This window comes from Halobacillus sp. ABR2_026, assembly GCF_056158545.1.
Genome location: NZ_JBSWTM010000001.1, coordinates 3,405,602 through 3,425,240, shown reverse-complemented (window position 1 = coordinate 3,425,240; position 19,639 = coordinate 3,405,602). Strand labels below are relative to the sequence as shown.

Annotated in this window: 25 protein-coding genes; 15 read left to right on the top strand and 10 right to left on the bottom strand. The window is 44.4% G+C overall.

The genetic code is table 11. The features are described from left to right. The first annotated feature begins 78 nt into the window (after nt 1–78). Together ACXADE_RS17485 and ACXADE_RS17480 are read left to right on the top strand one after the other, a co-directional pair. Nucleotides 79–1,410, top strand: a complete 1,332-nt coding sequence (locus tag ACXADE_RS17485) for an FAD-dependent oxidoreductase (RefSeq protein WP_474981704.1) — start codon at nt 79–81, stop codon at nt 1,408–1,410. Beyond that, nucleotides 1,407–2,501, top strand: a complete 1,095-nt coding sequence (locus ACXADE_RS17480) for a class I SAM-dependent methyltransferase (protein ID WP_474981703.1) — start codon at nt 1,407–1,409, stop codon at nt 2,499–2,501. The genes ACXADE_RS17485 and ACXADE_RS17480 overlap by 4 nt, the downstream gene beginning before the upstream one ends. Nucleotides 2,502–2,547: 46 nt before the next feature. On the opposite strand, the gene ACXADE_RS17475 is transcribed toward ACXADE_RS17480, so the two are convergent. After that, a complete protein-coding gene (locus ACXADE_RS17475) occupies nt 2,548–2,694 on the bottom strand; it encodes a lmo0937 family membrane protein (RefSeq protein WP_474981702.1) in 147 nt (48 codons plus the stop codon). Between the two features lie 144 nt (nt 2,695–2,838). Between ACXADE_RS17475 and fabZ the strand changes: the two genes are divergently transcribed. Then, entirely contained in the window at nt 2,839–3,261 is a 423-nt protein-coding gene (fabZ, locus tag ACXADE_RS17470; RefSeq protein WP_474981701.1) for a 3-hydroxyacyl-ACP dehydratase FabZ, read from the top strand. Between the two features lie 309 nt (nt 3,262–3,570). Further along, the gene (locus ACXADE_RS17465) at nt 3,571–3,858 is read left to right on the top strand and encodes a hypothetical protein (RefSeq protein WP_474981700.1); all 288 of its coding nucleotides are present in this window, start codon (nt 3,571–3,573) and stop codon (nt 3,856–3,858) included. A gap of 15 nt (nt 3,859–3,873) precedes the next feature. Here the strand turns inward: ACXADE_RS17465 and ACXADE_RS17460 are convergent, their stop codons facing one another. Both ACXADE_RS17460 and ACXADE_RS17455 read right to left on the bottom strand, forming a co-directional pair. Continuing rightward, a complete protein-coding gene (locus ACXADE_RS17460; RefSeq protein WP_474981699.1) occupies nt 3,874–4,041 on the bottom strand; it encodes a hypothetical protein in 168 nt (55 codons plus the stop codon). Between the two features lie 55 nt (nt 4,042–4,096). Further along, complete coding sequence (locus ACXADE_RS17455; protein ID WP_474981698.1) at nt 4,097–4,276, bottom strand: YjfB family protein; 180 nt, start codon at nt 4,274–4,276, stop codon at nt 4,097–4,099. 208 nt (nt 4,277–4,484) lie between these two features. On the opposite strand from ACXADE_RS17455, the gene ACXADE_RS17450 reads away from it, so the two are divergent. From ACXADE_RS17450 to ACXADE_RS17440, 3 genes are all read left to right on the top strand, one after another. Further along, the gene (locus ACXADE_RS17450; RefSeq protein ID WP_474981697.1) at nt 4,485–5,105 is read left to right on the top strand and encodes a hypothetical protein; all 621 of its coding nucleotides are present in this window, start codon (nt 4,485–4,487) and stop codon (nt 5,103–5,105) included. A gap of 423 nt (nt 5,106–5,528) precedes the next feature. Next, nucleotides 5,529–6,866 (top strand): efflux RND transporter periplasmic adaptor subunit, encoded by a 1,338-nt coding sequence (locus ACXADE_RS17445; protein ID WP_474981696.1) that lies wholly within the window; start codon nt 5,529–5,531, stop codon nt 6,864–6,866. Continuing rightward, nucleotides 6,863–9,940 (top strand): efflux RND transporter permease subunit, encoded by a 3,078-nt coding sequence (locus ACXADE_RS17440; protein ID WP_474981695.1) that lies wholly within the window; start codon nt 6,863–6,865, stop codon nt 9,938–9,940. The genes ACXADE_RS17445 and ACXADE_RS17440 overlap by 4 nt, the downstream gene beginning before the upstream one ends. A 548-nt stretch (nt 9,941–10,488) precedes the next feature. Here ACXADE_RS17440 and ACXADE_RS17435 read toward each other — a convergent pair. Together ACXADE_RS17435 and ACXADE_RS17430 are read right to left on the bottom strand one after the other, a co-directional pair. Then, on the bottom strand, nt 10,489–10,860 hold the full coding sequence (locus tag ACXADE_RS17435; RefSeq protein ID WP_474981694.1) for a PilZ domain-containing protein: 372 nt from the start codon (nt 10,858–10,860) through the stop codon (nt 10,489–10,491). A gap of 64 nt (nt 10,861–10,924) precedes the next feature. Further along, on the bottom strand, nt 10,925–11,659 hold the full coding sequence (locus ACXADE_RS17430; protein ID WP_474981693.1) for a CBS domain-containing protein: 735 nt from the start codon (nt 11,657–11,659) through the stop codon (nt 10,925–10,927). A 405-nt stretch (nt 11,660–12,064) separates the two neighbouring features. On the opposite strand from ACXADE_RS17430, the gene ACXADE_RS17425 reads away from it, so the two are divergent. Continuing rightward, nucleotides 12,065–12,394, top strand: a complete 330-nt coding sequence (locus ACXADE_RS17425) for a helix-turn-helix domain-containing protein (protein WP_474981692.1) — start codon at nt 12,065–12,067, stop codon at nt 12,392–12,394. A gap of 82 nt (nt 12,395–12,476) precedes the next feature. Here the strand turns inward: ACXADE_RS17425 and ACXADE_RS17420 are convergent, their stop codons facing one another. Continuing rightward, nucleotides 12,477–13,235: a sugar phosphate isomerase/epimerase family protein gene (locus ACXADE_RS17420; protein WP_474981691.1), complete on the bottom strand. Its 759-nt coding sequence runs from the start codon at nt 13,233–13,235 to the stop codon at nt 12,477–12,479. Nucleotides 13,236–13,457: 222 nt separating this feature from the next. Here ACXADE_RS17420 and ACXADE_RS17415 point away from each other — a divergent pair, with 222 nt between their 5' ends. The 3 genes from ACXADE_RS17415 to ACXADE_RS17405 are packed head-to-tail and all read left to right on the top strand — an operon-like array spanning nt 13,458 to nt 14,200. Beyond that, nucleotides 13,458–13,655: a hypothetical protein gene (locus tag ACXADE_RS17415; protein ID WP_474981690.1), complete on the top strand. Its 198-nt coding sequence runs from the start codon at nt 13,458–13,460 to the stop codon at nt 13,653–13,655. A gap of 36 nt (nt 13,656–13,691) precedes the next feature. Beyond that, nucleotides 13,692–13,937: a hypothetical protein gene (locus ACXADE_RS17410; protein WP_474981689.1), complete on the top strand. Its 246-nt coding sequence runs from the start codon at nt 13,692–13,694 to the stop codon at nt 13,935–13,937. A gap of 47 nt (nt 13,938–13,984) precedes the next feature. After that, nucleotides 13,985–14,200, top strand: coding sequence for a hypothetical protein (locus tag ACXADE_RS17405; RefSeq protein ID WP_474981688.1), 216 nt, complete (start codon nt 13,985–13,987; stop codon nt 14,198–14,200). Here ACXADE_RS17405 and ACXADE_RS17400 read toward each other — a convergent pair. The 3 genes from ACXADE_RS17400 to ACXADE_RS17390 are packed head-to-tail and all read right to left on the bottom strand — an operon-like array spanning nt 14,185 to nt 15,003. Further along, a complete protein-coding gene (locus ACXADE_RS17400; RefSeq protein ID WP_474981687.1) occupies nt 14,185–14,475 on the bottom strand; it encodes a hypothetical protein in 291 nt (96 codons plus the stop codon). The genes ACXADE_RS17405 and ACXADE_RS17400 overlap by 16 nt on opposite strands. A gap of 1 nt (nt 14,476) precedes the next feature. Further along, nucleotides 14,477–14,800 (bottom strand): hypothetical protein, encoded by a 324-nt coding sequence (locus tag ACXADE_RS17395; protein ID WP_474981686.1) that lies wholly within the window; start codon nt 14,798–14,800, stop codon nt 14,477–14,479. A gap of 5 nt (nt 14,801–14,805) precedes the next feature. Next, nucleotides 14,806–15,003, bottom strand: coding sequence for a hypothetical protein (locus tag ACXADE_RS17390; protein WP_474981685.1), 198 nt, complete (start codon nt 15,001–15,003; stop codon nt 14,806–14,808). A 43-nt stretch (nt 15,004–15,046) separates the two neighbouring features. On the opposite strand from ACXADE_RS17390, the gene ACXADE_RS17385 reads away from it, so the two are divergent. Further along, on the top strand, nt 15,047–15,466 hold the full coding sequence (locus tag ACXADE_RS17385) for an Hsp20/alpha crystallin family protein (RefSeq protein WP_474981684.1): 420 nt from the start codon (nt 15,047–15,049) through the stop codon (nt 15,464–15,466). Here the strand turns inward: ACXADE_RS17385 and ACXADE_RS17380 are convergent. Beyond that, complete coding sequence (locus ACXADE_RS17380) at nt 15,460–15,894, bottom strand: Hsp20/alpha crystallin family protein (RefSeq protein ID WP_474981683.1); 435 nt, start codon at nt 15,892–15,894, stop codon at nt 15,460–15,462. The genes ACXADE_RS17385 and ACXADE_RS17380 overlap by 7 nt on opposite strands. A 363-nt stretch (nt 15,895–16,257) precedes the next feature. Between ACXADE_RS17380 and ACXADE_RS17375 the strand changes: the two genes are divergently transcribed. From ACXADE_RS17375 to ACXADE_RS17365, 3 genes are all read left to right on the top strand, one after another. Then, nucleotides 16,258–17,565, top strand: a complete 1,308-nt coding sequence (locus ACXADE_RS17375; RefSeq protein ID WP_474981682.1) for an ABC transporter substrate-binding protein — start codon at nt 16,258–16,260, stop codon at nt 17,563–17,565. Nucleotides 17,566–17,736: 171 nt separating this feature from the next. Beyond that, on the top strand, nt 17,737–18,597 hold the full coding sequence (locus tag ACXADE_RS17370) for a carbohydrate ABC transporter permease (RefSeq protein ID WP_474981681.1): 861 nt from the start codon (nt 17,737–17,739) through the stop codon (nt 18,595–18,597). Further along, entirely contained in the window at nt 18,597–19,421 is an 825-nt protein-coding gene (locus ACXADE_RS17365) for a carbohydrate ABC transporter permease (RefSeq protein ID WP_474981680.1), read from the top strand. The genes ACXADE_RS17370 and ACXADE_RS17365 overlap by 1 nt, the downstream gene beginning before the upstream one ends. The last annotated feature ends 218 nt before the right edge of the window (nt 19,422–19,639 follow it).

The following is a 19,639-nucleotide window of genomic DNA, read 5'->3' as shown; positions in this document are numbered from 1 at the left end:
GAGGTGGGATGTTTTCAAGATGGGGATTAGGGAATTACATTCGTACAGAGGAGAAAGCAGCCGGGAGGGATCAAAATCATGAAAACAGATGTATTTATTGCCGGAGGTGGTGTAGGAGGGCTGGCTCTTGCTGCCAAGCTTGCAAGCCGGGGAGTGCACGTGGTCATTGCAGAGCAGCTGAAGCGGGAGTCTCCTGTATATAAAGGGGAACTGTTACAGCCGAAGACTCTGGCGATCCTGGAAAGGCTGAATGTGTTAGACGAGGTGGAAGATAATGGCCATGTTATCGACCAGCTCCGGTTCCAGGAGGTTCACCGCAACCGGGGGAGCACCCCGAATGAAATCAACCTTACAGAGCTCAGTTACAGCCGGGTAGCGAGCCAGTATGACCACGCCCTGATGGTACCCCACGAAAAAACGAAAGAGGTTCTCAGGAATAAAGGAAAAGAGTATGAAGAATTCTTTCATTATTTACCCGGCACAAGATTTTTAGGTTTTGAAAAAGGGATGGCCAAATTGAAACGTAAAAAGGAGACGTTCTACGTCCAGGCTCAAGTTTACATAGGGGCAGAGGGGCGAAGCTCTCCGACACGTGATGCTATGAATGTCCGTGTCAAAAGGAAAGATTATAATCATCATTTCCTGACGGTGACGATTCCCCGACCGGAAACGTTCACAAAAGGGAAAATCATAACAACTTCCAGCTGTTTTCTAGGATTATTCCCTCTGCCTGACGAGGAAGTACGAACGGTATTTTTAATCAAAGCAGGAGAATACAAGAGAATTCAGGAAAAAGGATTGGAGTCCCTTTATCAAGCCTACAGCGAATTAGAACCTGAGCTGGCTGAAGGTGTCAGGACAATCAAGGATTGGAAGACCGTTCAGTTGATGATTCCTTTTACGTATCATGTTGACCGCTATTATTCCGGGAATTTAGCCATCATGGGGGACGCTGCCCATACTGTCCATCCGATGGCGGGTGAGGGTATGAATCTTGCCATACAGGATGCAGACGTCTTAGGAGAGCTTCTTGCCTGGTGTAAGGAACAAGGGAAACGTTACACCGATTATCTTCATTACTATGAAGAGGTAAGAAAGCCGCGTGTGGAGTTTCTGCTTACGTTGAGTCACTTATCCGCTCTCGTCTATTCCTTTCAATATGAGTGGTGGCGGAAGTTCAGGATGAAGGCTGTACAAAGAATTTATGATGATGACCAGCTCCATGTCAAACAAATGCTGAACATATCAGGCTTAGGGAAATGGGATTTCAGTTTGTTCGATAGAGCTGTCCAGGGCAGTATGATTCCGCCTCGACGAAAGAAGGTATCCGATCAAACGCAGCGTCGTTTCCTTTTTTCAGAGACTGAAGATTATCCTTGGAAAAGAAACGAGAAAGGAAGGATATCATGAACGAATGGGTGATTGCGATGCAGGCGAGGAAGTGGATGAAAAAGAATGAGTCATTCCTGCCGAGCTGGCATGCTTATGTCGGGTCAGAACTTGGACTTTTTGATGAATTCAAGACGGCACGCACGGTGGAAGCGATCAGTGAGAAAACGGGGTACCCTTATGATCTGCTCGCTTCATGGGTGAAAGTAGGTGTAGCGGTTAAACACATGAAGAAACGCCCGAACAACAGATACCGGACCTCAAAAAGAAAGTGTGCAAGCTTAATGGGAGAGAACCAATCTCCTGGAGTCAAAGCACTTCTTAAGGAAATGATGGAACTGCATCTACCGACGATGCTGAAGTATCCAGACATTATGAAATCACAGGAACGTGCCGAATTCAATCATGAGCGCCACGGCGAAGTGGTCGCTGAAACATCTGCTTTACTCGAACATTTTGCGATGAAAAAAATTAAGCGGATGATTAAAGATAAACAAGTGACCTCCGTCGTCGATCTTGGTTGTGGTCATGGCGGGTACTTAAGAAAACTGGCCATGGAATATCCGCATCTTGAAATGATCGGTGTCGATATCAACCAAAAGGTGATTGATAAAGCCCGCAGCTTATCTGAAGGGTATCCGAATATCAGCTTTGAAGTTGGGGACATTCATGAATGGAAGCCGCGTCAAGATGAAAAAGTGGACGTCGTTCTACTTCATAACATCTTTCACTACATTCATCCGACGGACCGCAAAAGTCTGTTGAATCACTTACATTCCTATGTGACAAAACAGGGACTGGTATCCGTCATCACCCCGATCAATGAAACCGAACATGGGGAAGCTTTTTCTTCCGCCTTCAACAGCTTTTTTGTCGCCCATTCGAACTTATTTGCTCTTCCGAATAAGCAGGAGCTGCAGGAGATTTCCCGAAACTGCAAATACGAAATGTTTGATCTTGATCCAATTATAAAAGAAGGATCATGGTATACGTTTTGGTTAAGTCCGACCAGCCCGGTTCAGGAAATGAAACATACGAAGATGGCCGGTAGCAGCGAGCAGACGCTGGCAACAAGCGTGACCAATGCCAATGAGCTCACACGCAGTTCCTAAATAAGAAAACCGCTATGGATATCCATAGCGGTTTCTGTGTGTCCAGTTATAATCGTCCGCGGCCTTGCACCAGTCGGATAATGAGAACGACCAGGGCTACGACCAGTAATATGTGAATCAAGTTACCCGCGATTCCGCCGAGTAAACCTAATAACCACAATACAAGGATGATGATTAATATCGTCCAAAGCATCGCAGTCGCCTCCTCTTTGTAATATGTGAACTTACTTGTATATTTTCCCTAAATGGCGTTTTTAAAACGAATCTTCATAAAAACTTTGTCCATGGCTTGTGGTTCTTTTATAATGAAAGCATGGAATAGGAAAGGAGCCTGAATATGTTAGACATCCAACAAATCAAAGAAATCATTCCTCACCGTTATCCGTTCCTCCTCATTGACCAAGTGGAAGAGCTTGTAGAAGGAGAACGAGCGGTCGGATATAAAAATGTGACGATGAATGAACCATTCTTCCAAGGTCACTTCCCCGATTATCCAGTCATGCCTGGGGTTCTGATCACAGAGGCACTTGCTCAGATGGGGGCGGTTGCCATGCTAAAAAAAGAAGAAAATCAAGGCAAACTCGCCTTTTTCACAGGAATCGATAAATGCCGTTTTAAACGCCAGGTAAAGCCGGGAGATCGATTGAAGCTGGAAGTGGAAATCGTTCGTTTAAAAGGCCCTGTAGGAAAAGGGAAAGCCACGGCTTCCGTAGATGGGGAAATCGCCTGCGAAGCGGAAATCATGTTCGCATTAAAATAATGGAGAAAAGAACGCAGCAGAGCTGTGTTCTTTTTTTCATCCTACTAATTACCAATATTTTGAAACTGAAACAATTCTGATGATCAGTGTAAAAAAAGGAATACAACGAGGCTGAAAGGAAATGTTCAATGGAAGGAGGAAGATAAAGTACCGAGTATACAGTTTACGAATTTCAAGGCGTTTCGCTCGGTCATGGAAGAAGGCATTGAATAACGGTCCTTTCTGATCAATAAAAATGAATGAAAAATGGATGAACTTACAGGATTTGGACATACTAGTTTGGGAAAACAATAAAAGGAGGAAATACCGATGAAAGCATTGCTCATGAAACTATTCGTTGCTTTTTTTGCCGTAGCCCTGCTGGGAGCTTGTGCTTCTGAAGAGGAGCCGCAGGAAGAAAACAACATGGAAGAAGAAGAAAATATGGAAGAAGAAAATATGGAAGAAGAAAATAATAATGAAGATGACAGCATGGAAGAAGAGGAAAACATGGAGGAAGAAGAGAAAGAGCAGGATGATATGACGGACGGTGAAAATGGTGAAGACGGCTCTACAGACGATGGGGCCACTGAAGACGAAGATATGAATAATGAATAGAGGAAAGCCGCCTTTTCAGCGGCTTTTTTTCATGGACAAAATGGTGGCGATGGCAATCATACATACCCCGCCGATGGTAAAGACGGGGGTGAAGGAACCAAGAAAGCGCCCCGGCTGGAGCAGGTAGATGCCGATGCCAATCATAAAAAACGTGAATCCAATAAATGCAAGGCGGGTCGTCATTTCCTCACCCCTTAAAGGAGAGACAGCAGCTTTACTGCTGTCTCCTTTCTTTTCATTACCCTTTTAAATCGATTTTGTTCCCAAGATCAGGGTGAGGAACAGATTGTTTAAGCATTTCTACCATTTGGTTTCCCTTTTCTTCAGCGTCCCCCTTTGCCTTATCCATTAAGGCAAGACTGGTTTGCTGCTTCAAATTTGCTGTACTCATAGCCATGGATATTGCAGCGATGTCCATCGTATCCCTCCTTTTCTTATACCATCGGATGGTTCGGCGGGATCTCAAGTAGGGGATCGGACTTGATGACTCTTCGAGTGGATCTTTGAAAACCTTTGGAAAACGACGGAATCTTATGTAGAATGGAAATAGAATATTCATAAAAACTTAACAAACAGGAGTTTCTCGGTTTCTAATGTGTGGAATAAGCGAATAGAGGTGATTTTTGATGAAATACAGAACGGCAAACGATCTAAAAGATTTGATCTTGGAAGATTATGAAAAAGTGGTCAACCGAATTCCATTGGAAAAATTGGATGTGTACCTCTATCTTCATAGTGTCTTTCAAGATACTTATGTACCTGACGATACGCTCTATCAATTCATCTTTCGGCACTTCTTCCGCCTCGACAATCCAAGTTTGACGAAGGAGTTTGAGACGTATTATTTCAAACTGATGGAAGAACAACGTGGATACGAACGCCCGAATATTGTCCACATTACGAAAAGCCTTTATGATGTGAAGAACCACAAAGGAAATCCTACGATGCAATTTCCTTTAGCGGCATCCATGCTGCATACGATCAATCCTAGTTTTCCTACGTACGATAGTGATATCGTGAAAGCGTTCGATTATTCTTCCACCTATCATTTATCCGGGTTTGATAAGAAGATGAAACGGTACATCGGTCAGTATCAGCACACTTTCCGTACTTATGAAGAACTTCTGGCGGAGGAATCGTTGGAGCCTGTATTCGCTCATTTTGACGAACGCTTCCCGGAATACGAGTTCCCGAAAGTCAAAAAACTGGACTTAATTGTAGCCCAGCTTGGCAACAACATGCAATAATCAACAGATGAAACTGAACCTCTTTCCAGAGGTTCAGTTTTTTTGTGGCCGGGAATCCTGGTTCGTTTTTTTGATCTCTGGTATCCGGTACAGGAAAGGAGATTTTTCGTACCTGGTACCCAATGATTAGAAAAGGGTACCAGGTACAGATTTATTCTCTGCCGTACCTGGTACCAAAAGAGGCAGGGAAGGTGCCAGGTTTGGGATGGATCTTTTTCCAAAAAAAGTCACAATTTTGTCAATTTCGTCGGCAGTCAACAAGTTGCATTACATATCTCGATTTAGTAACATTAATCGTAATTATGACTACATGGTCAGTACGTGTGTAAGGAGTCCCTGCTTAATAGGCGAAGGGTAATATAGAAGGTTATGACTAGTGTTCGGTTAGATTTTGAGAGTCTGAATATGGAGAGGAAGTCTTAGATGAAACGGTTGTTTTGGATGGTTATGATCCTTTTTATTGTAACCGCTTGTACACAGGGAGAATCGAATGAGGACGAAAAAGAACGGATTACCCCTGTTAAGGTGGAAGCCGTGAAAAAAGAAGATTTTGTCGTAGAACGTAAACTGGTCGCCAGGGCGACCGCTCAAGATACATCCCCTGTTCTTCCTGAAACCCCAGGGGAATTAGCAACATTGAACATTTCTAAAGGGGATCGAGTGGAAAAAGGAGAAACGGTAGCTGTCGTCCGACCTGGAGGTAACGTGGACAATCAAGTGGAATTACAGGAGATTGCCGTCCGTCAGGCACAGACCCAGTTGGAAAATGCCCAAGTTTCCAAAGAACAGGCAGCTCAAGGGGTTGAAAGTGCAAAGGAGCAGGTGGATTTAGCTGAACAAGCTTCTGAATCTGAAGCGAGCCAAACCGCTCAGGCAAGAGAAGCAGCCAAGCAGCAGTATGAACAAGCGAAGCAGCTGGCAGAGGAAACGAAGAAGTTAGCGGATGAAGGCACGATTCCTGATGCCCTATACCAACAAGCGAAGAGCCGTGCAGATCAAGCATATGCTCAATATCAGCAGCTGCAGGGCCAGAAGTCGCAATCTTCTTCAGCCGTCGCCCAAGCGGAGGCACAGGTCGATCAGGCCCGGCAACAATTCGAACAAGCGCAGGTAGCTGTCGAACAGGCAGAACTACAGGTAGAGCAAGCGAATGTGCAGTTGAATCAGGCTGAGGAGCAAGCAGAAAATGAAGCGATCACAGCGCCAACGTCCGGAGAAGTGTCTACTTTGAATGCCAAGGAAGGGGATATGGTCACCAATCAGCAGCCATTTGCTACGATTGTCAGCCTTGATCCAATGACGATAACAGCCTCTGTCACGGCTGATCAGCTTCCCCTTTTTGAAAAAGGGGAAGAATTAACGGTCGATCTCACTTCTCTTGAAGAACAGGTCTCTTCTACCGTCCGTTATGTTTCTTCCGTTCCTGATGATACGGGGCTTTACCCTGTGGAAGCGACTGTAGGGAATGGGGATGAGAAAATCAAACCGGGAATGATGGCAAATTTTCTTCTTCCCGAAAACATTGTAGAAGATACCCTCATCGTTCCAACAGACAGCCTGGTAGAACAGAATGATGAAACATTCGTTTATAAGGTTGAAGATAAAAAAGCGGTGAAAGTGCCCGTATCTGTTTTAGAATCCCAAACGGAATTCTCTGCGGTTTCCGGGGACTTGACTGAAGCGGCGTCGGTCATTACGACAGGCCAATTGACTTTATCTGATGGGGACAAAGTGACCATCATGGAGGAGGGATCCTCATGAAGCTGGTGAACCTTTCTGTCAAAAGACCGGTCGGTGTCATCATGATCGTTGCAGCGATCCTCGGTCTTGGCTTTGTATCGCTGCGAAGTTTGACCATTGATCTTTATCCGGAAATTGACCTGCCGATTGCAGTCGTATCCACCTCCTATGAAGGGGCGGCTCCACAGGAAGTGGAGAAGCTCGTCAGCCGGCCTGTCGAATCTTCAGTCAGCAGCATCGAAGGGCTTGAGGTGCTCCAGTCGCAATCACAGGCAGGGGCTTCTCTCGTTCTTATGCAATTCAATACGGGAGTGGACCTTGATAGTACACTCTTACAGGTAAGGGAAAACGTCGATCAAGTGACAGGACTTTTACCTGAAGGAGCCTCAGACCCGAGTGTCCTCCGCTTTGACCCTCAGCAGCTTCCGATCATGACGGTCGGACTTTCAGGGGATACTCCGGATGAGCTCCAGCAAGTAGCAGAAAATCGACTCGTCCCTTTTCTTGAACGGCAGGAAGGTGTTGCTTCGGTCAGTATTGAAGGCGGACAGAAAAAAGAAGTTCAAGTGCTCGTCGACCGTGCCCAAATGGCTACATATGGCCTGGACTCCCAAACGTTGATCCAGGCTCTGAACGCAGCCAATCAATCCGCGTCAGCAGGAACCATTCAAAAAGGACAGAAAGATCTGCAGATCCGAATTGATGGAGAATACAATTCTGTCGAAGAGGTAAGGAACACGAGAATCCAATCTCCTACAGGTGCGCAGGTGACACTGGATCAAATTGCGGATGTGAACGAAACCTTCACGAACTCGAATACCATCAGCAAAGTGGACGGATCCTCTTCGGTCGTTCTGTCCATTTTGAAAAAGACAGATGCGAATACTGTAGAAACCGCAGATAACGTGCGGGAGGCGATGGATGAACTTGAATCTGATCTTCCGGAAGGTGTCGGTACGAACATTGTGCTTGATACATCCGAATTTATTAAAATATCCATAAACAGTGTTGTCTTGAATATCATACTCGGAGGTATTTTCTCTGTCCTGATTTTATTGCTGTTCCTTAAAAGTATTCGAGCCACGCTCGTTATCGGATTGTCGATTCCGATTGCGATTATATCGACCTTTACGCTGATGTACTTTACCGGTGAAACATTAAACGTGCTTACGATGGGGGGACTGGCCCTCGGGATTGGAATGATGGTCGACAGTTCCATCGTCATCCTGGAGAACATCGTCAGCTATCGCCAGCGAGGGTATTCAATGGTCGAAGCGGCTAAAGAGGGAGCATCAGAACTGGCTCCTGCTGTGGTCGCATCAGCAACAACGACGCTCGTAGTTTTTTTACCGATTATTTTCGTTGAAGGTATTGCATCCGAACTTTTCACTCCGCTCGCATTAACGATCATGTTCGCCCTGATCGCATCGTTAGCGGTTTCTGTGACGTTAATTCCGATGTTATCTTCGAAGTTGTTGACCAAATCATTGAAAGAAGAGGGGCGTCGTTATTGGTTCAACCGATTCCTTGAAAAAGTGAACAACGGGTATCGTTCCATTTTGAGGTGGGTGTTGAAATTCAGGAAAACGACCATCGCCATTACTTTCGCACTTATTGCGGGGAGTGTAGCTCTTATTCCATTGATTGGGACAGAATTCATCCCCCCTTCCGACCAAGGACAAGTGGAAATTCGGGTCAATATGCCTGAAGGAACGTCTCTTGAAGAAACGGAAGCCCTGACAGAAGAAATAGATGCCAAAATTGAAAATTACAAGGAAATCATCGAAGTGAGCTACCTATCCATCGGTGGGGGCTCGATGGGGAGCGTGGGGAATGGATCATCCGATTTCGCCTCCTACACGATTCAGCTCGTGGAACCTTCCGAAAGGGAAAAAACAACCCAGACTGTAATGGGAGAAATGAATGAATCTCTCTCAAACATCGCAGGAGCTGAAATCGAAGTCAGTGAACTGGATGCAGGCTTAGGTACAGGAGCTCCTCTCCAGGTGCAGCTCAACGGGGGAGAATATGAAGTCCTGGACGAGCTTGGCGGCCAGGTCGCTTATTTGATGAATGAGATTGATGGGGTCCAGAACGCTGCTTCTTCTACAGATGAAGGGCGTCCGGAAATGCAGATCGAGGTGGACGAGGATAAAGCGGCCCAGTACGGTTTGACAGACCAGCAGGTAATCAGTCAGGTCCAGCTCGGTTTCAATGGTCAAGTGGCTACAAGATACCGGGATGGAACGGACGAAATTGATGTCCGGTTTATTCTTCCGGAGGAGGAGCGGCAAACGATTGCTGATTTAGAGGGGATGTCGGTTCAGACCCCGAATGGCTCATTGATTCCGCTCGCGACGATTGCCGAATTGAATCAAGTGCAGGGCCCGGTTTCCCTGCTCCGGCAAAATCAGCAGCCACAGGTGAATGTGGAAGCGGAAATTGCAGATATTGATTTAGGTACAGCAACAGAAGAAGTGCGCGCCGAACTGGAACGGTTGAATTTCCCTGACGGATATTCCTATACCATAGGTGGCCAGGCGCAGGATATGCAGGAAGCATTTGGTGACTTATCCCTTGCCTTGATCTTTTCTATCTTTCTTGTCTATGCTGTTATGGCTGTACAGTTTGAGAATTTCCTGTTTCCGTTTATCATCATGTTTTCACTACCGGCAACCATCATTGGAATCTCCGGCGGGTTGTTCGTAACTGGACTTCCGTTCAGTCTCCCAGCCTTTGTCGGAATCATAATGCTCGCAGGAATCGTAGTGAATAACGCTATTGTTCTCGTGGATTATATCAACATTCTGAGAAGAAAATCGTACGATCGTTATGAAGCCATTTTAGAAGCAGGTCCGAACCGTCTACGACCGATCTTGATGACGACGCTTACGACAGTGCTTGGAATGGTACCGTTAGCTATCGGGATCGGGAGAGGGGCAGAAGCACAACAGCCTCTGGCCGTCACCATTATCTTTGGTCTGACGGTATCCAGCTTCTTTACCCTCGTACTCATCCCGGTCGTCTATACTTACTTTGACGACCTTTCCAACAAAATCACAGGCTTCTTCCGCAAAAGAGCCCAAAAAGATTAACTTACATTTTTTGGATCTGTTAAAGTTTAGTGTTGATATTACTGCAAATGAGAAACTTCCAATTTCATGGAAGTTTCTCATTTTTATCTTAGACTTATTCAACTAAAACTCCCTTTTCTTGAAGATTCAGTTTCGAGATGTTTGTGAGGTAGTTAGGGTCTGCGGGGGATGACTCGCTTTCCGCGGGAGCGCGGTGAGCCCCCGCAGGAAAGCGAGTAGCTTCCCAGCCACCCCTGGCACTCAAAACGATAACGAACTCCGAACCCTCTCAAAATTAAGTCTTCAACAATCCTGCCGTTTAGCGAAAGGCTCCGTTTCGAAATAATAATCCAACAAGATTCATTGGTTACATCGTGAAAGTAGATCATCTAAAGGTTTCGAAACTTGAGGATAAATTCCTTTTTTATCATCCTATCATTCATTGTCACTTCCATCCGTTGATGGAAATATCAACACTGAACTTTAACAGAGCCTTTTTTTAATACAAGCTTTGTTTGTACATTCGGAGATGGATGCTGGTAACAAAGCCAAAAATAAAAAAGCCTCCATCATGGAGACTTCGTGTCATGGTGATTCTTTTGAGATTCTTCGAGTGAATCTCCAAGCTTTTGAATAATTTCTTTCAATTGATCCGGAAATTCAAACACGTGGACCCCACATGTCATTTGTTCACCTTCTGATTTCATCCCAATCAGCCGGCCTTCGGCTGTGAACGTCTTATTCTCATAGATGAACGAAAGGAACAATTCATCTTTCATGGACAACCCGGGCTGCAGATTACAAGAAAAACGCAATCCGTTCATACTGATATCATGCACTTCCATAGGACCTGAGACGTGACTGCTGAACTTCTTGTTGTAAAAACCAGGAAGAGGCGTCTGGAACGGATACCGGAAGGGTTCATGTCTGCGTTCGTTCATGATAATCACCCCTCTTATTTATTGTGGATGGTTTTATCATATCCTCTTCCGAACGAACGTTCAATCATTTACCCTCAGACGATTCATCATCATCGCGTCGGTCCACTTTTATAAGGTCCCATGTTGTCACGATTCCCATCGGCAGGTCATGAGGACTGCCTGTTTCAGTCAAGATGACTGCTTTCAACTTTCGGTTCTCATTCAGGCTTCGTTCAAATCGTTCCTCTAAATCAAAAACAGTCGCACTCGCTTGCAGAAATTCTACACTTCGTTCTTGTTCGTGAGACAGGACATCCGATGAGCAAACGTCTTCAAGAACGATTTTCCCATTCTTGTTATTTTGCGAAAACCAGCGAACGATCCCATCATTAGTGAGCAATCCGGAGAAAGAATGATCCTCTGCATAGATAGGAAATTGAGAAATTCCATGCTGGCTGAAGGCTTCCATCACATGACTGAGAGCGGTATTCTCTTTGAAAAAAAGAACGGGACGAGTAGCGAAATCCAAGGCCTCAGGAGGTTGGTCAAGCGTTCGTTTAATTCGTTTTAAGGCTTGAACGACATCCTCATGAGGCGTAGCGATGAAGTAATCCCCGCTGATTCGTTCATGAACGATGGCATTTCTGAGTTTAGCATATTGCTTTAACTGATCGAAGTGGACGCGGATGACGCTGTGCTTCAACTTGGAACGCTGAAGAAGCTCCACGAAATTATCATTTTTCGGGTAGCCGTTCAGTTCTTTCAAATGTTGATGGATTTGGTTGAATGTAACCTCAAACTGCTCCACAATCTCATTCATCTTGTTCACCTTTTCTAAGGGTTCTCACTCGTTTTTATAGGTAGTGTGTGAAACCTGCACCAAAGTCATTCATTTTACCTCTTATTCACTGTGTGATTTTTTAATGTAAGCATGTGGGATGGGAAGCTTCTCCCTTTACAGGAGCACTTGAAATTTATTCCATATATTTCTATATGTTCTCCGTGTTAAACATAACCATGAACAAAAGCTGAAAAACGTTCGTTAAAGTATAACTTTCACTAAATAATTCGTATGAATGTACGATAATAAAAGATAGGGAATACGAAGTGTACTCAATAAAGAAGAAGGTGCATACATAGGACTCCGTAATGATTTTACGTGCTTTAAATAGAACGGTTGTTGTATCTATGCTATACTCTTATCAACAGGAAAGAAGGTGAGATTATGATCGGTAAACGCATACAAAAAATTCGCAAAGACCGACATATGTCGCTGTCCGAATTGGCTGAAAGGGCGGGAGTGGCTAAGTCTTATTTGAGTTCGATTGAGCGTAATATCCAAAAGAACCCTTCCGTTCAGTTTTTGACGAAAATCTCTCAGGAGCTGGATGTATCCATCAACTTTTTGCTTCACGGGGAAAGTGAACCTCAAGATGAAACGTTGGATAAAGAATGGATGAATTTAGTTCAGGAAGCGATGAATTCAGGGATCTCTAAAGAACAGTTCCGTGAGTATTTAGAGTTCAATAGATGGAAAATCCATCAGAATAAATAAAAGCCTGGCTCTCTTTAAGAGATCAGGCTTTTCTCTTTTTCAAAAGGTTTCTAAGACTGTATAGCATATAGGGAAGTACCTATTATTGTTGAGGAAATTTCTCTTTCAAGTAATTCATACTAATCTCCAGGCTTTCAAGTGGCGTGCTCCGGCTCTCATCTTGTTCGACGATCCAATAGTTCACACCTGACTTTTCCCCGAGAACGAACACGGTATCCAAATCGATCCCACCTGTTCCGAGTTCTGCAAAATACTGCTCTTCATCTAACGTCATATCTTTCAGGTGAACCAAAGGAGTCCGTCCTTGATAACGATCGATCCACGTAGAAGGCTGTTCTCCGGCTTTTTGCAGCCAATAAACATCGAATTCTGCTTGAACTTGATGTTCGGTAGTTTCTTCGAGAATCACATCCAGGGGCTTTCGACCGTCCGGCAGTGGCTCCAGCTCAAAGTCATGATTATGATAGCACAAAGTGATCCCATGCTTTTTGCATTCATCCCCGATACTTTTCAAATCCTCGATCAATTCCTTATAATCCGCTTCTGTTCGGTTTTCTATATAAGGACACACAATATAGTCACTCTCAATGGTCTTCTGGTCTGCAATCACCTGAGACAGATTGGTCTTCAGTTCATCCAAAGGAATATGACTGGAAGCGGCTTTTAAGCCCAGCTCATCCAGCAGTTCTTTCACTTCATGAGCGGTATGATCACCGAACCCGGCAAACTCTACGGCATCAAATCCTAAATCGGCTACTTTTTTTAATGTTCCTGCAAAGTCTGAAGCAGTTTCGTTTCGTAAAGTATACAACTGTACCGCGAATGGTATAGGTGTGTTCATCTGACAATCCCTTCCTTTTCTCATTCTTCTATTTCGACATGTTGTTATTAGTAGAAATTAGATGTATGAGGTCGAAAATCCTCCTGAAAAAGAAAATTCTTCCTTGGAAAAGAAGAGATACAGGGCCTACGTCGCCACCTGAAAGATCAATTTGCAAATTAGGACTATGTTTACATTCAGAGTAGAATAACGCTATGACAGATCTGAAGAGGTGGGAAAAAGGTGGATTGGAAAGAATGGATGCAGCAGATGAATGAGGTTCATACCGTTTGCTGGATGTGTAAAACAGAATTGCGTGAAGATGAAGTGTGTACGGTCACAAATGGTTCATCCCTCGATATCGAATTATGTTTCGAGTGTTTTGGAAAGTACGGAGGTGAGGCAGGTTTGTCCGAAAAAGGCACATTCCAAATGTTCTAGAATAGGATAACAGAAGAAAAGGTGAGGTGAATAGGAATGCCCGTATCCGTCGTCTTCAATCAAATTGCTGTTAACTCGATCACTGAAAATGGAATCATATCTACAGGGCAGAACAATCAGCCGGATTGGTCATGGCAGGGGAAAAACAATAACGCAGCCGGAATCCCGGTCGGCTTTTTCATTGCGACCAATAATGTGAATACAATCATTGATAATGATGTCACCGATACACCGATCGTGAACCCTACCATCAACAACCCTCAACCAAACGTCCAATTCTAGGGGGGATCCTGATCGATATTCGTTTTGATTCCATTTACGTCAATCATATGACGAATAACTCGGGAATCTTTGTCGGGCCGAACACTCAGACCCACTGGGATACTCAGGAAAAGCATAATGCGGCATTAGGAACGGTCGTAGGAGATGGAAATATCATCTCTTACAACGTAAATGTGGTTTATGATAATGATGAAATCGACATGCCCATATCAAAAGTGGTAAGTCCTAAAAAAGAGAATGGAGCCGATCAGTCTGCGGGATGATCCTCCATTTTCTTTTCAATGAGCTTTTGCACCCACTCCGGGATTTCCTGTTCTCCGTTCTGGGACATGAGATCAAGGATCGCTGAATCGCTTAGGATGGAGCGTAAACCTTCCAAAGTATTTCCATCGCCATGGACGTTTCCGAATCCCTGGTTCAATTTTTGATGGCTTTCAAAGCCTGTAGGGATGTTATTTCCCATGTTGAGGCAGGAAGCATTTTCAATCGTTCCAATTCTGATGTTCCCTATGAAAAAGTAAGGAGAAAGACCGGCCATATCAGGAGTCCTCCTTTGATTTGAAACTGAATTTCAAGCCGTTGTCCGTTTGTCGGCATTCAGGCTGCGTGGGTGACTTCGGCTTAACATTCACCCCGAAGTTGTTCCCCATGTTTAGAGCACCACTCAATTCATCAATATCTAAATGATCCAGCTGGAACGTCAATTGTTCAAGTTTAGGGTCATGGATATCGACTTGATCAAAGTGGATATGGTATTCAATATGCTTGCCCTGCATCTGTTGAATCACTTGTTTCAGCTCATGGATTTCTTTTGAAAGTTGATCAAGATCTTCCTGCTTTCCACGGCGTCTTTTAAAAAACATTTCGTCTACACTCTTTTAGAAGGCCGTTTGATGATTAGATGTTTATTATGTTGGAGAGTGTTTCGATGACCGACGATTTTCCCGTTTCCTTCCCAGCTCTGATTGACGGCCTTGAATCCAGATTGGAGGTTCGTTCCAGAAAAAATCCCCGATGCGTCGGAAATTTGGTCAACGGACAAATTTTTAAAATGTATATGACTCATATCATCACCTCCTATGACTAATGTATGAAAGGAAAAGATAAGCATGAAAGACTTTATGAATTGGTTCAATCCCCTTGGACAAAACAGCTCTTTCCTTCCTGATGACCTGATGGATATGGGAAAGATGAACGAATTCGTGCAGCAGTCCGTGCAGGATGCTTTGGCACCAAAAGATCATCCGTTAAAACCAAAAGCTTCAGAAAACAACTATAAAGTCATGGAGTTGATGAGGGAGGTCGTGATCATCATCCCTGTTCCATATGGTGTCGAGCTTGAGGAGATCCGCTTGAGCGTTGGGAGCGGGAAGTTATTTGTAGGTGGGATTGGTCCTGAGAGGATAGAGATTGCATTGCCCGCACAGACGAGCAGAAGAAATGCGTATGCTCAATACCAGGATGGAGCAGTTGAGGTCCGGCTCCAGAAAAAAAGCACGGATGAAAAAGAAATCTTTCTCCACTACTGATTTTCTCGTTCGATCGGGATGTTTCTGTTTTTCTGACGTTTGAAGATCGTAACGATCAATAGCCCCTCTTTATAAGCGGTTACGATATCCTCGGCTGTGTAATGGAAGGGTACAGGGATGATCCGTTTGAAATTTCCTTTCATCCTTTCGTTGTGGAGCAAATCGTCGTCAGTTACGGGATATTGAGTAGTGATTTCCCCTTTGAGGATCAAGGATGTCCCTTCCTGGGTCAGGTAGACGGGATCTTTATCTGTTAAACCAGGCAGTTCGATCACAATGACGCCCTGATCTTCTGTCTCAAAAAAGTCATAGGAAGGTCCGCGTTTCGGAATGACATGATGCATATCGTTCCAGAAATCTTCCCCGAGCACTTTTTCCACATTGTCAGAAAAAGCCCCCCAATCAATCGGACCGCTCTTTTTTTTCATCATTTTCACCTCACTCATACAAAGTATGTGTCTGCTTTCGTTTTCATGCTGCGACAAGCATATGCGTATTTCCCACTCTATGAAAGCGCTCCCTATTTGGGGAATTTTTTGAAAAATGATGTTGTATTTGCCAGAACCGCGTGTTATGATTTACTCAACTTCTTCGATTATTGGATTTTATGCAAACGTATTCACATCGACCACAATAGCACTTTTATAACTCATTTACGGACAAGCTGATGAGTTTTTTAATTGTCATTTGCGCAAACGTATGCGCGTATCTTGCACGAATTGAAAAACTCTTTTTTTAGATGTGGTATGTAAGCGGATTCAATAATTACTAAATCAATAGGGGTGGATGAGATGAAAAAGAACAAGTTTTATTCTGGAATTGCCACAGCACTGTTAGCGTCTACAGTTGCACTTACGGGATGTTCATTTGGTTCAGACGACAGCAGCAGTTCTGGGGACGATTCGTCAGGGGACGGCGTAACAGTCGACATTTTCCAGTTTAAAGTAGAGTTCAAAGACCAGTTCGAAGAGCTTGTATCAATGTATGAAGAAGAAAACCCTGACGTGAACATCAATGTTAAAACTGTTGGGGGCGGAAATGATTACGGGGCTTCTTTGAAAACATCTTTCTCTTCTGGTGAAGAGCCGGATATTTTCAACGTAGGTGGACCTACAGACGTTGATGAATATGAGAAATACTTAGCGGATTTATCAGAAACCGATGCAGCGAACGCTGCCCTCGAAGGAACGCTATCCGGTGTCTCGCGTAATGATCAGGTGTTAGGATTGCCGTTTAACCAGGAAGGTTACGGACTTCTTTATAACAAAAAAGTTTTTGAAGAAGCAGGAATCAACCCAGAAGAAATTACAACATTTGAAGCGTTGGAAGAAGCTGTCCAAACGCTCGAAGATCAAAAAGACGAGTTAGGGATTGAAGCACCGTTTGCCTTCCCTGCCAAAGAGAAATGGGTAATCGGTAACCACCTGGCAAATGCCTATATTGCCGATGAATTCAACCATGACATCATGGAAGCATATGAAGCGGACACCATTGAGTTCCAGATGGGAGAACAGATGAAGCGTTTCGTGGACCTTCAGAATGAGTACTCTGTTCAACCGACGTTGAGTCTTGACTATTCCCAACAAGTTGAAGAAAACTTCTCCCTTGGAAAAGTTGCTTTGATTCAGCAAGGAAACTGGGTGTACAACACGGTCGAATCCATGGATGCGGAATTTGCTGAGAACAATATTGGCTTGCTTCCGATTCCTGTAGAAGGATATGAAGGCAGCATTCCTGTAGGCGTACCGAACTACTGGGTTGTGAACAAAGAGTCTGGTGATGAAGTGGTACAAGCGAGTAAAGACTTCTTGGATTGGATGTACACATCTGAAGAAGGTAAGAAGTTCGTAACAGAAGAATTCAAGTTCATCCCGGCGTACGAAGGGTATGAAGATCAGGAAATCGCCGATCCGATTTCACAGGAAATTTATGAGTATGCTAATGCCGGCAACACGCTTGGCTGGGTCTTCCTTGGCGCCCCAACAGGCTGGACGGAAGATGCTTTCGGAGTTGCTGTACAAGAATACCTGGCTGGTGACATCAGCTGGGAAGAAGTAGAACAAAGAGCTACAACCGCATGGGAAGACGCTCGTCAGTAAGGATTGGGAACCAGTAAGGGCCTTACGCCCTTACTGGTACTATAAAAGATCCCCTCTATTAGGATATTTAAATAGGTAAGTATGTTAATAGATGGGATGTTTTATCCAATCATATGAAATCGATATCATAATGTGCGGAACGCACCGTTAATAGTATTGGAGGAGTATTACATGCAGAATCGAAGTTTATCTTTCTGGTTGTTCCTGACGCCGGTGATCATGGGTCTTGGGCTCGTCGTCGTCATTCCTTTCCTATATGGACTCTTCTATTCATTTACCGACTGGAACGGGATTACAGCGAACGCCTTCATAGGGTTTGAAAATTACGTAAAACTGTTCCAGGAAAATGAATTCATGGACTCGATCTGGTTCACGGTCAAATTCGCAGTTGTAACCGTCATCCTCCTGAACATCATGGGACTGGGGCTGGCGCTGCTTGTAACGCGGAATATTAAATCAAGCAGTCTGCTGCGTACAGTATTTTTCATGCCGAACTTGATCGGTGGACTAATCCTTGGTTTCATCTGGCAGTTCATTTTCATCAGCGTGTTCGGAGACATTGCCGGGCTAACGGGCATCGAAGGATTGAACGGATGGTTATCCACGACAAACACAGGTTTCTGGGGACTTGTCATTTTGACAGCGTGGCAGATGGCTGGTTACATCATGATCATCTACATCGCTTACCTGGAAAACATCCCGAAAGAATTAATTGAAGCAGCAAAAATTGATGGGGCGAGCAGCTTCCAGCGTTTCAAAAATATCACGTTCCCACTCGTTGCTCCCGCATTTACGGTCAGCATGTTCTTAACGCTTTCCATGGCCTTCAAAATCTATGACCAGAACTTGTCATTGACGAACGGTGGACCTTTCAACTCTACCCAAATGGTAGCAATGGAAATTGTTCGTACGGCCTTCTCTGACAATGATATGGCCTATGCGCAGGCGAAAGCGGTTATCTTCTTCTTAATCGTTGCCGTCATCGCGTTGACGCAAGTGTACTACAACAAGAAACGGGAGGTTGAGATGTAATGAAGAAGAACAAAGAAAAGCGGAATTTAATCTCCATAGAAATTCTCGGCCTTCTGCTTGGACTGATCTGGATCTCCCCGTTTTATTTGATGATCGTCAACGCTTTTAAAACAAAGCGCGACATTTTTTCGGGGGTGCTCGGTTTTCCTGAAACCCCTGTATTTGAAAACTTCAGAGAAGCCTTCATAGATCTTGCATTCTTGAAGTCTTTGTTCAACTCGGTCTTGATTACAGGTTTAAGTATCGCCATCATCATCTTGTTCTCATCCATGGCCGGGTATGCACTGGCACGAAACAAAAGTAAGCTCAGCGGAATCATTTTCTTCATTTTCGTTGCAGCGATGTTGATTCCGTTCCAGTCTGTGATGATTCCACTCATCTCCATTTTCGGACAGGTGGATATGTTGAATGCCGGCGGTTTGATTTTCATGTACCTTGGATTTGGATGCAGCTTGTCAATCTTCCTCTATCACGGAGCGATGACGGGAATTTCGAAGTCTATGGATGAAGCAGCGATCATTGATGGGGCTAACCGCTTCCAGACGTTCTGGTACATCATTTTCCCATTACTGAAGCCAATTTCTGTGACGGTTGCGATTTTGAACGTCATCTGGATTTGGAACGACTATCTCCTTCCATCTCTCGTGTTAAATGAATCTAATGCCACGATTCCATTGAAGATGTTCTACTTCTTCGGTCAATACACGAAACAGTGGCACCTGGCACTCGCTGGCCTGACAATCGCCATCCTGCCAGTCATCATCGGCTACTTCTTCGCCCAAAAGCAAATCATCAACGGCGTATCCGAAGGAGCAGTCAAATAACAACAATCTGACGCAGGTCATTCCTATGGAGTCTTGAAGAATCTATTTGAAGGAACGCCTGTCCTGGCAGGTGTTAGGATTAACTTATCTTTCTAAAAGTGCTATTTAGGGTAAACAAAAATAGAAGATTTCGATTCTCTTTCGAGCATAATGGGGGCTGGAAAACTGCGAGACTTCTGTGAGAACAGAGTTACCGGTAAGCCCGAGGAGCTCAGCGG

What these genes read in the sequence shown, in the direction of transcription:
- ACXADE_RS17480 (WP_474981703.1), top strand. Translation starts at nt 1,407, where the DNA reads ATGAACGAATGGGTGATTGCGATGCAGGCGAGGAAGTGGATGAAAAAG.
- ACXADE_RS17385 (WP_474981684.1), top strand. Translation starts at nt 15,047, where the DNA reads ATGAAAGACTTTATGAATTGGTTCAATCCCCTTGGACAAAACAGCTCT.
- ACXADE_RS17460 (WP_474981699.1), bottom strand. Translation starts at nt 4,041, where the DNA reads ATGACGACCCGCCTTGCATTTATTGGATTCACGTTTTTTATGATTGGC.
- ACXADE_RS17430 (WP_474981693.1), bottom strand. Translation starts at nt 11,659, where the DNA reads ATGAATGAGATTGTGGAGCAGTTTGAGGTTACATTCAACCAAATCCAT.
- ACXADE_RS17405 (WP_474981688.1), top strand. Translation starts at nt 13,985, where the DNA reads ATGACGAATAACTCGGGAATCTTTGTCGGGCCGAACACTCAGACCCAC.
- ACXADE_RS17420 (WP_474981691.1), bottom strand. Translation starts at nt 13,235, where the DNA reads ATGAACACACCTATACCATTCGCGGTACAGTTGTATACTTTACGAAAC.
- ACXADE_RS17435 (WP_474981694.1), bottom strand. Translation starts at nt 10,860, where the DNA reads ATGAACGAACGCAGACATGAACCCTTCCGGTATCCGTTCCAGACGCCT.
- ACXADE_RS17375 (WP_474981682.1), top strand. Translation starts at nt 16,258, where the DNA reads ATGAAAAAGAACAAGTTTTATTCTGGAATTGCCACAGCACTGTTAGCG.
- ACXADE_RS17380 (WP_474981683.1), bottom strand. Translation starts at nt 15,894, where the DNA reads ATGAAAAAAAAGAGCGGTCCGATTGATTGGGGGGCTTTTTCTGACAAT.
- ACXADE_RS17425 (WP_474981692.1), top strand. Translation starts at nt 12,065, where the DNA reads ATGATCGGTAAACGCATACAAAAAATTCGCAAAGACCGACATATGTCG.
- ACXADE_RS17455 (WP_474981698.1), bottom strand. Translation starts at nt 4,276, where the DNA reads ATGGACATCGCTGCAATATCCATGGCTATGAGTACAGCAAATTTGAAG.
- ACXADE_RS17485 (WP_474981704.1), top strand. Translation starts at nt 79, where the DNA reads ATGAAAACAGATGTATTTATTGCCGGAGGTGGTGTAGGAGGGCTGGCT.
- ACXADE_RS17365 (WP_474981680.1), top strand. Translation starts at nt 18,597, where the DNA reads ATGAAGAAGAACAAAGAAAAGCGGAATTTAATCTCCATAGAAATTCTC.
- ACXADE_RS17440 (WP_474981695.1), top strand. Translation starts at nt 6,863, where the DNA reads ATGAAGCTGGTGAACCTTTCTGTCAAAAGACCGGTCGGTGTCATCATG.
- ACXADE_RS17370 (WP_474981681.1), top strand. Translation starts at nt 17,737, where the DNA reads ATGCAGAATCGAAGTTTATCTTTCTGGTTGTTCCTGACGCCGGTGATC.
- ACXADE_RS17450 (WP_474981697.1), top strand. Translation starts at nt 4,485, where the DNA reads ATGAAATACAGAACGGCAAACGATCTAAAAGATTTGATCTTGGAAGAT.
- fabZ (WP_474981701.1), top strand. Translation starts at nt 2,839, where the DNA reads ATGTTAGACATCCAACAAATCAAAGAAATCATTCCTCACCGTTATCCG.
- ACXADE_RS17445 (WP_474981696.1), top strand. Translation starts at nt 5,529, where the DNA reads ATGAAACGGTTGTTTTGGATGGTTATGATCCTTTTTATTGTAACCGCT.
- ACXADE_RS17475 (WP_474981702.1), bottom strand. Translation starts at nt 2,694, where the DNA reads ATGCTTTGGACGATATTAATCATCATCCTTGTATTGTGGTTATTAGGT.
- ACXADE_RS17390 (WP_474981685.1), bottom strand. Translation starts at nt 15,003, where the DNA reads ATGAGTCATATACATTTTAAAAATTTGTCCGTTGACCAAATTTCCGAC.
- ACXADE_RS17395 (WP_474981686.1), bottom strand. Translation starts at nt 14,800, where the DNA reads ATGTTTTTTAAAAGACGCCGTGGAAAGCAGGAAGATCTTGATCAACTT.
- ACXADE_RS17410 (WP_474981689.1), top strand. Translation starts at nt 13,692, where the DNA reads ATGCCCGTATCCGTCGTCTTCAATCAAATTGCTGTTAACTCGATCACT.
- ACXADE_RS17465 (WP_474981700.1), top strand. Translation starts at nt 3,571, where the DNA reads ATGAAAGCATTGCTCATGAAACTATTCGTTGCTTTTTTTGCCGTAGCC.
- ACXADE_RS17400 (WP_474981687.1), bottom strand. Translation starts at nt 14,475, where the DNA reads ATGGCCGGTCTTTCTCCTTACTTTTTCATAGGGAACATCAGAATTGGA.